We start from the raw sequence: 14,136 nt of genomic DNA on the forward strand, positions 1-14,136 counted from the left end.
ATTTGGTCACATGAATGTTGGATGAATCTCAAAAATCGGACATTACAGACATAGCCAGACAGGGGCGAAACGGACAGTTGTCACAGATGACGATCAGTGACGTCCGATTAACGAACACCCCCTCTCTGGCCGTCCATGACGGAGAGTCACCAAAAACACGACCGGCCGGCGTCCCGAAGGACACCGGCCGGTCGGCCGAAACTGGCGGGCGTCAGCCCTTCTTGGCGCGCGACGCGGTGCGGCCGCGGTCCTTGGCGTCCAGGACGACCTTGCGGATGCGCACGGTCTCCGGGGTCACCTCGATGCACTCGTCCTCGCGGCAGAACTCCAGCGACTGCTCCAGCGAGAGCTTGCGCGGCGGGACGATCGACTCGGCCACGTCAGCGTTCGAGGAACGCATGTTGGTGAGCTTCTTCTCCTTGGTGATGTTCACGTCCATGTCGTCGGAGCGCGAGTTCTCGCCGACGATCATGCCCTCGTACACCTCGGTGCCGGGGTCGCAGAACAGCACGCCGCGCTCCTGCAGGTTGGTCATCGCGAAGGCGGTGACCACGCCGGAGCGGTCGGCGACCAGCGAACCGTTGTTACGGGTCGTCAGGTTGCCGAACCACGGCTCGTAGCCCTCGTGGATCGAGTGCGCGATGCCGGTGCCGCGGGTGTTGGTGAGGAACTCCGTCCGGAATCCGATCAGGCCGCGGGACGGCACCACGAACTCCATCCGGACCCAGCCCGAACCGTGGTTGGACATGTTGTCCATCCGGCCCTTGCGGATGCCCATCAGCTGGGTGACGGCGCCCATGTGCTCCTCGGGGACGTCCACCGTGAGGCGCTCGACCGGCTCGTGGGTCTTGCCGTTGACCTCGCGGGTGACGACCTGCGGCTTGCCGACGGTCAGCTCGAAGCCTTCCCGGCGCATGGTCTCGATCAGGATGGCCAGCGCCAGCTCACCGCGGCCCTGCACCTCCCAGGCGTCGGGACGCTCGGTCTCGAGCACGCGCAGCGAGACGTTACCGATCAGCTCGCGGTCCAGGCGGTCCTTGACCTGGCGGGCCGTCACCTTGCGGTCGACCTTGCCGGCGGACTTGGCGTCCGCGCCCTTGCCGGAGCCGCCCTTGCCGACCAGCGGCGAGGTGTTGGTGCCGATGGTCATCGAGATCGCCGGCTCGTCGACGGTGATCAGCGGCAGCGCGATCGGGTTCTCGGGGTCGGCGAGGGTCTCACCGATCATGATGTCGCCGATGCCGGCGACGGCGCAGATGTCACCGGGGCCGGCCACCTCGGCGGGCTTGCGGGTGAGCGCCTCGGTCATCAGCAGCTCGGAGATGCGGACGTTCTGGATCGAGCCGTCGCGCTTGATCCAGGCCACCGTCTGGCCCTTGCGCAGCTCGCCCTGCTCGACGCGGAGCAGCGCGATGCGGCCGAGGAAGTTGTCGGCGTCCAGGTTGGTGACGTGCGCCTGCAGCGGGGCGTTCTCGTCGAAGGTCGGGGCCGGGACGTGCTCCAGGATGGTGGAGAAGAACGGCTCCAGGTTCTCGGAGTCGGCCGGCACCGTGCCGTTCTCCGGCTTGGTCAGCGAGGCCACGCCGTCACGGGCGCAGGCGAAGACGATCGGGAACTCGATCTGGTCCTCGTCCGCGTCCAGGTCCAGGAACAGGTCGTAGGTCTCGTTGATGACCTCGTCGATCCGGGCGTCCGGACGGTCGGTCTTGTTGATGCACAGGATGACGGGCAGGCGCGCGGAGAGCGCCTTGCGCAGCACGAAGCGGGTCTGCGGCAGCGGGCCCTCGGAGGCGTCGACCAGCAGGACGACCGCGTCCACCATCGACAGACCGCGCTCGACCTCGCCACCGAAGTCGGCGTGGCCCGGGGTGTCGATGATGTTGATGGTGATCGGCGCGCCGCCGTCCTTGGGGTGGTACTTGACCGCGGTGTTCTTCGCGAGAATGGTGATGCCCTTCTCGCGCTCCAGGTCGTTCGAGTCCATCATGCGGTCGTCGAGCTGCTGGTGGGCCGCGAAAGCACCGGCCTGCTTGAGCATGGCGTCGACCAGAGTGGTCTTGCCGTGGTCGACGTGGGCGACGATGGCGACGTTGCGGATGTCGTTGCGCGTGGGCATGCGGCGCTGATTCTCCCGGAATCGTGGGTCACGGTGCCCGGCCCGCGTCAGCATTCACCGGTCCACCCACCGGGCACGGCACATGCCTCGGCTTCTCCCCATCGTACGGGGAAGCCCGCAATGGAGCAGAAACGGGCAGCCGGTCGAGGTTTGAATCACAACGGCCCGGCACCCGCTTCCGGTACGAACGGACGCCGAAGCCTAGAGGGACAGCTCGAACCAGACGATCTTGCCCTTGGGTGTGCGGCGGCTGCCCCAGCGCTCGGCCAGCAGCGAGACGAGCTGCAGGCCGCGGCCGCCCTCGTCGGTCTCCTGGGCGCGGCGCTGGCGCGGTTGGGCGTAGGCGTCGTCCCAGACCTCGCAGACCATGGTCTTGTCGCGCAGCAGGCGCAGCCGGATCTCGCCGCGGCCGTGCCGCAGGGCGTTGGTGACGAGTTCGCTGACCAGCAGTTCGGAGGTGTCGACGAGCTCGTCGAGGCCGCGTTCCAGCAGCCAGCCGCAGGCGGCCTCGCGGGCCCGGGCGACCGAGGTCGGCTCGGGCGGCAGCCGCCAGTCGCCGACCGAACCCTTGGGCAGCGCGTGGACCTTGGCCATCAGCAGCGCGATGTCGTCCTCGCCGTGGTGCGGGTTGAGCTCCTCCAGCACCTGGTCGCAGAGCTCCTCCAACTGGTCGGAGCCGTTGGTGAGGGCGGTGCGGAAGGCCTTCAGGCCCTCGTCCAGCTGGTGCTTGCGGGACTCCACCAGTCCGTCGGTGTACAGGCCGAGGACGGCGCCCTCGGGCAGGTCGACGGTGACCTCCTCGAACGGTTCGCCGCCGACGCCGAGCGGCAGGCCGGGCGGCACGTCGAGCATCCGGGCGCGCTCGCCGGGGGCGAGCAGCACCGGCGGGAGGTGGCCGGCGTTGGCGAAGGTGCAGCGCTGCTTGACGGCGTCGTACACGGCGTACACGCAGGTGGCGAGGTAGACCTCGGCGCCGGCCCGGTCCGGTTCGGCGTCGTCGTTGCCGAGGCCCCGGGCGATCTCGTCGAGGGCGGAGAGCACCTCTTCCGGGTCCAGGTCGAGCATCGCCAGGGTGCGCACGGCGGTGCGCAGCTGGCCCATCGCGACGGCGGCGCGCAGGCCGCGGCCCATCACGTCGCCGATCACCAGGGCGGTGCGGCTGCCGGGCAGCGGGATGACGTCGAACCAGTCGCCGCCGACCTCGGTGTTGTTGTTGCTGGGCAGGTAGCGGCGGGCGATCTCCAGGCCGGACGCGGCCGGGTTGCCCGGGGGCAGCAGGCTGCGCTGCAGGATCAGCGCGCGCTCGTGCTCGCGGCGGTACAGCCGGGCGTTGTCGACGCAGACGGCGGCGCGGGCGACGAGTTCCTCGGCGATCGCGACCTCGCGGGCGTCGAACGGCTCGCTGCCGATGGCCCGGGACAGCTGCACCAGGCCGAGCACCTGGTCGCGGGCGACCAGCGGCACCACCAGGGTGGAGCGCAGCAGCGGGTCGGGCCCGGGCTGCGGGACGACGCTGCGGCCGGTGCGCAGCGCGCGGGCGTGCGGGGAGCGCGGCGGGTAGCAGAGCGTGCCGCCGGCCTCGGCGACCCGGACGCCGCCGCGTTCGCTGCCGAGCACCGACGGGGCGTTGCCGACCACGCTGGAGACGGCGACCCGGCGCAGTTCGCCGTTCTCCGGGTTGGCGGTGAGCGAGGAGTCGCCGGTGAGCAGCGCGGTGTACAGGTCGACGGTGGCGACGTCGCAGAACTGCGGGACGATCACGTCGAGCAGTTCCTTGGCGGTGGTCTCCAGGTCGAGGGTGGAGCCGATGTGGGTGGACGCCTCGTTGAGCAGGGCGAGGCTGCGGCGCACGCCGGCGGCCTCGCGTTCGGCGATGTGCCGGCTGGTGACGTCCTGGACCTGTCCGGCGACGCCGATCGGGCGTCCGCCGGCGGCGGTGAGGCGGTACAGCGAGACGGCCCAGGTGCGGTCGTCCTCGCGGGCGGCCGGGCGGCCGGGGCGGGCGGGGCCGGACAGCCGCAGGTCGAGGACCGGCTCCTGGCCGGTGAGGACCTTGCGCAGGGCGAGCAGCAGCCGGTCCGCGTCGGAGGGCCGGAACACGTCGCCGGGGGCGAGGCCCTGCAGGGCGGCGGGGCTGCGGCCGACGCCGGTGGCGAAGGCGGCGTTGACGCGCTGCAGCTTCAGGTCGGTGTCGAACAGGAAGAACCCGGTGGGGGTCTGGCCGATGACCGCCTCGGAGGCGGCCAGGTCGGTCTCGATGGCGCGCAGCCGGCCGAGGTCGACGGCCAGGCAGGTGGCGGAGCCGTCGGCGCTGTCGGGCATCGCGTAGACCTCTGCGAGGCTCTCCGCGCCGGACAGGTCCCGGTAGGGGGCGGTGCCGACCCACTCCTCGCCGGACAGGATGCGTTCCAGCCGGGCCCGGCCGCGCTGCCACAGTTCGCGCGGGACGAACGCGGTGATCGGGTCCGCGCCGACCGCCTCGGCGGCGGGCACGCCGAAGAATTCGGCGGCCCGGTCGCTCCACTGCGCGATCCGCCCGTCGGGGCCGATCGCGAAGGTGGCGACCCGGATGTAGTCGTAGATGGTGCCCGAGGAGGCCTGTTCCCAGCCGTCAGGGAGGGTGGCAGGCACCGTCGGGGCACCCGGCTGCTCCGGCAGTGCGGCTCGGCCGCTGCTGCCGTGCGTCGTGTTCCGTGCCGGGAAGCTGTTCAACGGACCGACCCCTCCAACCCGCGCGCCCATCCGGTGTCGAGACGACCGAGTATTTCGATGTCCGAGTATTCATCATTCGGGCGTGGACGCACACGCCCTTCAACGTCACAACATCGACTCGGGTGGTTGAACGTCCGAGTCTGCCAGTTCGAACCAGACGACCTTGCCCAGCCCCTCCGCCCTGGTTCCCCAGCGCAGCGCGAGCCGGCGGACCAGTTCGAGACCGCGCCCGCCCTCGTCGCCGGCGCTCGCGTGCCGCTCCCGGGGCGGGTCCGGCAGCGGGTCGGAGATCTCCACCAGCAGCACCTCGCCGAACGTGAGCCGGACCCCGATCGGGGCGCTGGCGTACCGGACGGCGTTCGTGACGAGTTCGCTGACCAGCAGTTCGGCGGTGTCGGTGAGTGCTTCGGCGCCCCAGTCGGCGAGTGTGTGGCGGACCAGCCGGCGGGCCCGGGAGACCGCGGTCGGCTCGGCCGGCAGGGTCCAGCCGGCGGTGGGGGCGTCCTCCCGTTCCCGGCCCAGCCGGGCCAGCAGCAGCGCCACGTCGTCGGGTTCGCGGCCCTGCTCCATGGTGTCGAGGACGGCCTCGCACGCCTGCTGGATCGAGGCGTACGGCTGTTCGAGCACGCTGATCAACCTCCCGAGTCCCACGTCCAGATCCTTGTCCCGGGACTCCACCAGCCCGTCCGTGCACAGGGCGAGCAGGCTGCCGTCGGGGATCTCCATCTCGATGGATTCGAACGGCACCCCGCCGACGCCGAGCGGCGCACCGGAGGGCAGGTCGAGCACCTGGCCGGCGCCGCCGGGCAGCGGGCCGCCGGAGCGGGCCGGCTCGGCGTCGGCGCCGGGCACCACCAGGACCGGCGGGATGTGGCCGGCCTTGGTGACGGTCAGGTTGCGCCGCGCGGGGTCGAACACCGCGTAGACGCAGGTGGCGAGCAGGGCCTCGTCGGGGCCCTGGGCGAGGTCGTCGGCGAGCTCGTGGACGTGCCGCAGGACCACCTCGGGCGCCAGGTCGAGGGCGGCCAGCACCCGGACCGCGGTGCGCAGCCGGCCCATCGTGGCGGCGGCCCGCAGGCCGTGGCCCATCACGTCGCCGACCACCAGCGCGGTGCGCTCGCCGGGCAGCGGGATGACGTCGAACCAGTCGCCGCCGACCTCGGTGCCGCTGGAGCCCGGAACGTACCGGTACGCCACCTCGACGCCGGCCGGCTGCGGCACCTGCTGGGGCAGCAGGGTGCGCTGCAGGGTGAGCGCGGCCGTCCGCTCGCGGGCGTACAGCCGGGCGTTGTCGAGCGAGCTGCCGGCCCGGTCGGCGAGTTCGACGGTGAAGGCCAGGTCGTCGCGGTCGAAGCCCTCCCGGTAGCCGGCCCGGCTGACCACCAGCAGGCCGATCACGATGCCGCGGGCCCGCAGCGGCACCACCAGCCGGGAGTGGATGCCGAGGTCGCGGGCGGCCTCCACCTTGGGGTCGCCGGGGAAGGACAGCGCCTCCAGTTCGGCGCCGGTGAGCAGTTCGGGGACGCCGCGGCGCAGCACGCGGCCGAACACCGAGTCGTCCTCGAAGGTGATCCGGGCGCTGCGCCGGAGCATGGTCTCCACCGCCGGCCCGTCCTCGACGCCGGCCACGCCGAGCTGCAGCAGCGAGGTGCGCCGGTCGTGGCCGTGCCGGGGCAGGTCGTCACCGTGCGCGACGGCCTGCAGCAGGATCACCGCGGCGTAGTCGGCCAGCCGCGGGACCACCGCGCCGGCCAGTTCCTGGGCGATCATCGAGGCGTCCAGCAGGTCACCGACCCGGGAGCCGAACTCGTTGAGCAGCGACAGCCGCCGCCGGGCGCCCTCCACCTTGGCCACCGCCCGGTAGCGCTCGGTGACGTCCATCGCGGTGCCGGAGATGCCGAGCACCCGGCCGGCCCGGTCGGTCATCCGGCTGAACGAGATCGACCGGTAGCCGCCCCGGCCGCTGTTCGGCGAGGCCAGCGTGACGTCGATGACGGGCTCGCCGGTGGCCAGTACCTGGCGCTGCAGGGCGGTGATCTCGTCGGTGGAGCGCTCCGGCATGGTCTCGCCGGTGGTGCGGCCGATGTGCGCCTCGGCGGGCAGGTTGTTCATCTCGGCCAGCGTGCGGTTGACGGCGGTGTAGCGCAGGTCGGTGTCCAGCACGGCGATGCCCAGCGGGGACTGTTCGAACAGCGCGTCGCGGACCGCGAGGTCGCGTTCGACGGCGCGCAGCGCGGCGGCCTCGGTGAGCGCGGCCTGCACGTAGGGCGCGCCGTCGCCGTCCACCAGCAGCGACAGCCGGACCTCCACCTCGACCGGCATGCCGTACCGGTCGCTGATGCCGGTGAAGCCGTGCCAGGAGCCGCGGCTCAGCGTCTCCTGGAGGGCGGCCCTGGCGCGCTGCTGGTCGGCCGGGTCGGACAGCAGGTCCTCGATCGCCCGGCCGACCAGCACCTCGCTGGGCCAGCCGAGCATCTCCTCGGCGGTCGGGCTCCACAGCACCACCCGGCCCGCGGTGTCCAGGATGACGATCGCCACCCGCACCACGTCGAGCAGGCTGCCGCCCTCGGTGCGGCGGCTCGGGTGCAGCGTGGTCGGCGCGGCCTCGGAGCGCGCGGCCGGGTACTGGCCGGGCCCGCCGGGGAACGCCCGGGCGGGGCGGCCGCGGGACGTACCGCTGCTCCGGGCGGACGGTTCGAGCCCGGCGGGGCGCTGCCCGGCGACGGGGCCGGCGGACGGCCCGGGGGTGGGCGGCGGCGGTTCGTGGCCGGGGCGGCGGCGCAGGCGGGCGCGGGCGGCCGCGCTGCCGGACCGGTCGGCGCCCCGGGGCAGTGCGGGGCCGCTCGGCCGCCGCGGCCCGCGCGGGGGCAGGCCCGACGCCTCGTGCTCTTCCCCGCCGTCACCCGGCTTCGCCACCTACGGGGCCTCCGGCCGTCGCTGGAACACGCCGCCGACGGGCTGCCGGGGCATGGGCCGTCGCCACGGCCGCGCCGAACCCGGCCCACTGATCGTGACGAATCAAGCCGAACACTGCCATACCCAGGGAAACGCGCAGCTATCCCGGCATACGGGTCGTCTGTCCGATTGGCGTACAGAACGGGCATTTCCCTGCGCGGCCGGGGTCTCCCGTGCTCAGTGCAGGTGGCCGTCGCGGTGCAGGTCGTCGAAGAGCAGCTGGTCGACCGGGGGGACGCGGTCGCGGTCGGCGTAGCCGAACCATTCGACGTCCTCGATCTCGCTGCTGGCGGCGAGGGTGCCGGTGTATTCGGCGCGGTAGCAGGCCATCCGGACGGTGGGGCCGCCCGGGTGGGCGTCGGCGTGGTAGGTGCCGGCGTGGGTGACGGTGTCGGGGCGGATGGCGACGGTGAGTTCCTCGGCGATCTCGCGGGTCAGCGTCTGCAGGTCGGTCTCGTCGCCCTCGCGCTTGCCGCCGGGGATGTAGAAGACGTCCTTGCCGCGGGGGCGCGCGCAGAGGATCCGCCCGCCCTCCAGTCGCACCCACGCCACCGTGTCGATCAGCTCTGCCATGGCCGCCCTTGCCGTTCGTACCGCTCGTCGGCTCCCGACCCTATGTCAGGGGCTCGGCGGCCCGGCGGCGGTGGCGAGGTGCTGGTTCTTCAGGTCCGGGCGGTCGGTGACCTCGGGTCCGAACCAGGGCGGCGGGGTGAAGGCGGCGGCCTCCTCCCGGTCGGTGAACTCGACCTCGGCGGTGCGCAGTCCGGCCAGCCGGCCGTGGAAGGTGTCGACCACGGCCTCGCACCGGCCGAGCTGCACCACCCGGCGGGTCTTGGCGACCCGGGCCTGCTCGGTGGCGGGCCACAAAGCCTCGAACTGCTCGGCGGTAAGCGGGGTCTCCCACTCGCCGCGCACCAGGCCGGTGCCGCGCTTGACCGTCAGGGAGCACGCCCCGCCCTGGTCGCGCACCCGGGCCTCGGACCCCTCCGGCCCGATCACCAGGTAGCCCTGCCGGACTTCGAACTCCCGCCCGTCGGGGACGGTTTCGCCCGACGGCACCAGGAACTTGCGCTCGATCTCCTCAGCCAACGAAAGGCCCTCCTCGCTCCGCGTTCCGGCTCTCCCGGTGGCCGCCACGCTACGCGGCCGCGGGCGGCAGGGCCCGGAAGCTACGGGGCGCGGGTCCCCTCGGGCTGGGCGGGTCCGTCGGGGTCCTCGGCTTCGATCCAGTAGAGCTGCTTGTGACCGCGGGACTCGTACTCGGCGGCCAGGGCCTCGGCGGCGGGGCGGGTGAGTCCGCGGGCGAGCAGGAAGCGATTGCCGTTGTCGTCCTGCCGCATGACGCGGTGCGTGGCGGGCGTGCGGTCCGGTTGTCCCATGGCGCCACACGGTAGCGGTCCGGCCCGATGGGGGGCGGGTCGGACCGCTCGGCGGGGCCAACTAGCTTACGCGCACCAGGAGTTCACCGTGCAGTACGGCGAACCAGGCGTCCGGATGCGCGGCCCAGCGGGGCCAGCCGGCGGCGATCCGGTCCAGGTCGGCGGGGGTGGCGAGGCCCTCGGCCAGGGCGGTGGCGGCGGTGTTGGAGTGCACCGTCCGCTCGGCCCAGCTCTCCGACCACCAGGCACGTTCGGCCTCGGTGGCGTACGTCCAGGTGCCGGAGGACGGCCGGACGTCGGTCAGCCCGGCGGCGTGCGCCCAGGACAGCAGTCGGCGGCCGGCGTCGGGTTCGCCGCCACTGGCCCGGGCGGTCTTCCGGTAGAGCGCCAACCATTCGTCCAGTTCGGGCAGTTGGGGGTACCAGGCCATCGCGGCGTAGTCGGCGTCGCGGACCGCGATCACCCCGCCGGGGGCGGTGACCCGGCGCATCTCGCGCAGCGCGGCGACCGGGTCGGCGAGGTGCTGGAGCACCTGGTGGGCGTGCACCACGTCGAACGAGGCATCGGCGTACGGGAGTCGGTACACGTCGGCGGCCTCGAAGGTCAGCCGCTCCAGCCCGCGTTCGGCGGCGAGCGCGGCGGCCTGGGCGAGCACCTCGGCGGACGGGTCGATGCCGATCACCCGGCCGGTCGGGCCGAGCCGGTCGGCCAGGTCGGCGGTGATCGTGCCGGGCCCGCAACCGACGTCCAACAGCCGCTGCCCGGGGCGCAGTTCGGGCAGCAGATAGGCCGCGGAGTTGGCGGCGGTGCGGGTGCGGTGCGAGCGCAGGACGGCGGCGTGGTGCCCGTGGGTGTAGCCGGCCACGGCGGTTCCCCTCTCCCTCGAAAACGACCCTCCCAGGATAGGAAGACGTTCCATGGGTCGGACATTCATGTCTCGCACTGTGGGACGCTCTCGAATTCCCCTCGCCCGCCGGGCTCGGCCGGGCGCAGAATCGCGGGTATGGGAAAGACCTACGAACGCATCGACGACCGGCTGCGCGCGTTCATCGACAGGCAGCCCGTGTTCTTCGTGGCCACCGCCCCGCTCTCCGGCGACGGACACGTCAACCTCTCCCCCAAGGGCCGGGCCGGCACCCTCGCCGTCCTCGACGAACTCACCGTCGCCTACCTGGACTTCGGCGGTTCGCACGCCGAGACCATCGCCCACCTGCGGGAGAACGGCCGGATCACCCTGATGTGGACCGCCTTCGAGGGCCCGCCGACGGTGCTGCGGGTGCACGGCCGGGGCGAGCCGGTGTTCCGCGACGACCCGCGGTTCGCCGAACTGCTCGGGCACTTCGACCCGTCCGCGGACGGCGTCGGACTGCGCGCGATCGTCCTGGTGCGCGCGGAAAGGGTGAGCGACTCCTGCGGGTACGCCGTCCCGTTCATGGACTACCGCTCCGAACGGGGCCTGCACGAGCAGTTCTTCACCCGCAAGGGCGAGGAGAACTTCAGCGCCTACTGCGAGGGCAAGGACCACGTCGCCGTCAGCATCGACGGCCTGCCCTCCCTGCCGCTCCCGCTGCCGCCGCGGCCCGTACGGTGAGGGGCGCCGTCCCGTACCGAAGGAGCCCCCCATGACCACCGACCAGGAGTGGCTGCGCCACGCGATCGAACTGTCCCGGCGCTGCCCGCCGTCCCGGACGGCGTTCTCGGTGGGCGCGGTGATCGTCGGTGCGGACGGCGAGGTGCTGGCCGAAGGCTTCAGCCGGGAGGTCGACGCGGTGAACCACGCCGAGGAGGCCGCACTCGGCAAGCTCGCGCCCGGCGATCCGCGGCTGCGCACCGCCACCGTCTACAGCACCTTGGAGCCGTGCGGGCAGCGCGCCTCCCGGCCGCACCCGTGCGCCGAGTTGATCGTCGCGGCCGGGGTGCCGCGGGTAGTGGTGGCCTGGCTGGAGCCCGCGCTGTTCGTCACCGAGGGCCGGGGCGGCGCGCTGCTCACCGCGGCGGGCGTCGAGGTGGTGGAGCTGCCGGAGCTGGCCGCGGAGGCCCGGGCGGTCAACGCGCACCTGCTGGGGTGAGCCCGGACGGCCCTCGGCCCCGGTTTTGTACGATTGTGGAACAAACACTCGTCCGAGGCCCCCGAGGAGCCCCGATGCCCGTCCTCACCCCGCCGGTCCGGGCCGTCCTGCTCGACATGGACGGCACCCTGGTCAACTCCGACGCCGTGGTCGAACGCTGCTGGCGCCGCTGGGCCGAACGGAACGGCCTCGACGCGGACGAGGCGATGCGCACCGTCCACGGCCGGCAGGGCCACCTGACCATGGCCCTGCTGCTGCCCGACCGCCCGATGGAACAGAACCTCGCCGAGAACCGGCAGATGCTCGCCGAGGAGACCGCCGACACCGACGGCGTGGTCGAAGTCCCCGGCGCCCGACGCCTGTTGGAGTCACTGGCCGGACTGCCGCACGCCCTGGTCACCTCCGCCGACGACCGCCTCGCCCGAGTCCGGATGGCCGCCGCCGACGTCCCGCTGCCCCCGCTGATGATCACCGCCGAACACGTCGGCGCCAGCAAGCCCGACCCCGAGGGCTTCCTGAAGGCCGCCGCCGAACTCGGCGTCGCCCCCGCCGAATGCCTGGTCCTCGAGGACTCCGAAGCCGGCATCACCGCCGCCCGCGCCGCCGGCATGCCAGTCCTCGGCATCGGCCCACGCGCCGCCGCCCACCGGCCTGATCACTGGGTGGACGACCTCACCGGCGTCACCATCACCGCCGACCCGAACGGCGGCGGACTGGTCGTACGACTGCCCTGACGGGCACTCGGGCGCTGGGCGGGCTGCTCGTGCGGCCTCCCGGGCGGGCGTTCAGGCGTCGGCGGACTGTCGCGGGGCTGCTCCGGCGGATGCTCGGGCGTCGGCGAGGAACGCGGCAACCACTTGGATGCGGCACTCCGGGTGGCCGCTCAGCCAGGTGCCGAGCGTGTGGTCGACGGGCTGACCGTGCGACCTCCCTGGCGGCCGTTCAGGCGGCGGTCCGCTGGCAGTACGGCCTCCCTGACGCCCAACCAGGCAGCGGCGGGCCGACTATGCCCCCTCCTGCGACTGTTCAGGCGTCGGCGGGGCGGGCCAGCCGTGCGGCTGGGCGCGACGGCCGTTCAGGCGTCGGCGGGGCGGGCCAGCCATGCGGCTGGGCGCGACGGCCGTTCAGGCGTCGGCGGGGCGGGCCAGCCATGCGGCTGGGCGCGACGGCCGTTCAGGCATCGGTGAGAGACGCGGTGGCCACCTGGGCGCGGCGCTCCGGTGGGCGCCCAGGTCTGTGCCGACCCGGTCGGCGGCGGGATCGGCCGTGCGGCTGCCCCGACGGCCGTTCAGGCACCTGGCACGACGCTCCGGACCGCCCAGGTCTGTGCCGACCCGACCGGCGGCGGACTGGCCGTGCGGCTGCCCTGATGGGTTCAGGCGTCTGCAAACCGGCCGTGCAACTGCCCCAACAGCCGTTCAGGCGTCGCCGAGAAGCGCGGCAGCTACCTGGGCGCGGTGCTCCGGGTGGCCGCTCAGCCAGGTGCCGACCCAGCCAGCGGCGGACTGGCCGTGCGGCTGCCCCAACAGCCGATCAGGCCCCGGCGAGAAGCCCGGCAGCCACTTGGGCGCGACGCTCCAAACCGCCCAGGTCTGTGCCGACCCGACCGGCAGCGGGATCGGCCGTGCAACTGCCCCAACAGCCGTTCAGGCGTCGCCGAGAAGCGCGGCAGCTACCTGGACGCGGTGCTCCGGGTGGCCGCTCAGCCAGGTGCCGAGCATGTGATCGGCGCCCGGCAGGACGAGGCGGGTGTACGCGGCACGGGTGCGCAGGGCGGCGTCCAGAGCGTTCGTTACCTCGGCCGGGATCACCTCGTCCGTCTCGGGCAGTACCAGCACCGCCCGGCCGTCGAACGCCGCGAAGGTCTCGAACGCCGTGCTGCTGCGCCAACTGCCCGGGTTGCGCAAGGTGGCCGTGAACTCCGGTGCAGCGAACGGGAGTTCCCGCACGTCGCGGGCGTACGCGGCCGGGGCCCCGAGGGCGATCGCCCGCACCCGGTCGCCGATGTCGGGCTCACCCAGCAGGTCGGCGACGGTCTGGCCGCTCATCGAGAACCCGACCAGCAGCAGCGGCCCGTCCGGCGCGTGGCGCTCCAGCACCGCACGGGCCTGACGCGCGCGGCGGGCCAGCGAGAGCTTCCCGAGCTCGCCGGTGCTCTCGCCGTGCCCGGCGAAGTCGAACACCACCGAGCGGCAGCCCGCAGCCGCCAACTCCCGCGCCAACGGCAGGCATCGGTGTCTCCCGCTGTTCCCCGCACCGTGCATCAGCAGCGCCGTACCGGGCCGGGCCGGCCCGACGGGTTCGACCACCGTGCAGGCCAGACGCTCGCCGTCCGCCTCCAGTACGGCCGCACCGGCCGTCGTCATTCGGGGATCGCCAGGCAGAACGGGTGCCCGTCCGGGTCGAGCAGCGTCACCCAGTGGTCGCCGCCCGCCTGGTGCTCCGGCTTCGTCGCGCCCGCCGCCAGCAGTTCGGCCACCGCCGACGCCAACTCGGGCACGGTGAAGTCGAGATGAGCGCGGGCCCCGTCGGACGGCCAGGCCGGAGGCCGGAACTCGCCGACCCGCTGAAAGCCGATACGCACCGGACCGTCCCCGATGAACACGTACGCCTCGCTGCGGTACGTCACCTCCCAGCCCGTCAACAGGCGGTAGAACGCCGCCAGTCGCTCCGGGTCCGGGCAGTCCAGCACCGTCGAACTCAGCGCCCCGACCGCCCGGCGCTCTGCCATCTGCTCTTCTGTCACGGGCCAAGCGTGTCACGCGCCACCGACAGCGACTTCCCGACACGACAGGCGTCGCACGACCGGCGCGGCAACGGACGGCCGGCCCCACCGCAAGCGGCGGATGCCCTGCCTGCCACCTCCCCAGGGGCAGCAAGTCCCCAGCGCGGCACCTGCGGCACA

Annotated in this window: 12 protein-coding genes; 3 read left to right on the forward strand and 9 right to left on the reverse strand. The window is 73.1% G+C overall.

The genetic code is table 11. The features are described 5' to 3' along the window. Positions 1-211 precede the first annotated feature (211 nt). From typA to ACFYS8_RS08775, 7 genes are all read right to left on the reverse strand, one after another. Complete coding sequence (typA, locus tag ACFYS8_RS08745) at positions 212-2,116, reverse strand: translational GTPase TypA (RefSeq protein WP_387637733.1); 1,905 nt, start codon at positions 2,114-2,116, stop codon at positions 212-214. Between the two features lie 201 nt (positions 2,117-2,317). Beyond that, positions 2,318-4,858, reverse strand: a complete 2,541-nt coding sequence (locus ACFYS8_RS08750; RefSeq protein ID WP_387637735.1) for a SpoIIE family protein phosphatase — start codon at positions 4,856-4,858, stop codon at positions 2,318-2,320. A 75-nt stretch (positions 4,859-4,933) separates the two neighbouring features. Further along, a complete protein-coding gene (locus ACFYS8_RS08755; RefSeq protein WP_387637738.1) occupies positions 4,934-7,744 on the reverse strand; it encodes a SpoIIE family protein phosphatase in 2,811 nt (936 codons plus the stop codon). Between the two features lie 216 nt (positions 7,745-7,960). Beyond that, positions 7,961-8,356, reverse strand: coding sequence for an NUDIX domain-containing protein (locus ACFYS8_RS08760; protein ID WP_387637740.1), 396 nt, complete (start codon positions 8,354-8,356; stop codon positions 7,961-7,963). 45 nt (positions 8,357-8,401) lie between these two features. Next, on the reverse strand, positions 8,402-8,872 hold the full coding sequence (locus tag ACFYS8_RS08765; protein WP_387637743.1) for a CYTH domain-containing protein: 471 nt from the start codon (positions 8,870-8,872) through the stop codon (positions 8,402-8,404). 80 nt (positions 8,873-8,952) lie between these two features. Further along, positions 8,953-9,162, reverse strand: coding sequence for an SPOR domain-containing protein (locus ACFYS8_RS08770; protein ID WP_387637746.1), 210 nt, complete (start codon positions 9,160-9,162; stop codon positions 8,953-8,955). A gap of 61 nt (positions 9,163-9,223) precedes the next feature. After that, the gene (locus ACFYS8_RS08775) at positions 9,224-10,081 is read right to left on the reverse strand and encodes a methyltransferase domain-containing protein (RefSeq protein WP_387637749.1); all 858 of its coding nucleotides are present in this window, start codon (positions 10,079-10,081) and stop codon (positions 9,224-9,226) included. Positions 10,082-10,165: 84 nt separating this feature from the next. On the opposite strand from ACFYS8_RS08775, the gene ACFYS8_RS08780 reads away from it, so the two are divergent. From ACFYS8_RS08780 to ACFYS8_RS08790, 3 genes are all read left to right on the forward strand, one after another. Beyond that, entirely contained in the window at positions 10,166-10,753 is a 588-nt protein-coding gene (locus ACFYS8_RS08780) for a pyridoxamine 5'-phosphate oxidase family protein (RefSeq protein ID WP_387637752.1), read from the forward strand. Between the two features lie 31 nt (positions 10,754-10,784). Then, a complete protein-coding gene (locus ACFYS8_RS08785; RefSeq protein ID WP_387637754.1) occupies positions 10,785-11,231 on the forward strand; it encodes a deaminase in 447 nt (148 codons plus the stop codon). Positions 11,232-11,305: 74 nt separating this feature from the next. Then, positions 11,306-11,965 (forward strand): HAD-IA family hydrolase, encoded by a 660-nt coding sequence (locus ACFYS8_RS08790; RefSeq protein ID WP_387637756.1) that lies wholly within the window; start codon positions 11,306-11,308, stop codon positions 11,963-11,965. 912 nt (positions 11,966-12,877) lie between these two features. On the opposite strand, the gene ACFYS8_RS08795 is transcribed toward ACFYS8_RS08790, so the two are convergent. Both ACFYS8_RS08795 and ACFYS8_RS08800 read right to left on the reverse strand, forming a co-directional pair. Continuing rightward, entirely contained in the window at positions 12,878-13,597 is a 720-nt protein-coding gene (locus ACFYS8_RS08795; protein ID WP_387637758.1) for an alpha/beta hydrolase, read from the reverse strand. Continuing rightward, positions 13,594-13,977 carry a VOC family protein gene (locus ACFYS8_RS08800; RefSeq protein WP_387637760.1) on the reverse strand — a complete coding sequence of 128 codons (384 nt, stop codon included), beginning with the start codon at positions 13,975-13,977 and terminating at the stop codon, positions 13,594-13,596. Before ACFYS8_RS08800 ends, ACFYS8_RS08795 begins: the two co-directional genes overlap by 4 nt. Between the last annotated feature and the right edge of the window lie 159 nt (positions 13,978-14,136).

Source organism: Kitasatospora sp. NPDC004615, from assembly GCF_042873545.1.
GTDB lineage: Bacteria > Actinomycetota > Actinomycetes > Streptomycetales > Streptomycetaceae > Kitasatospora.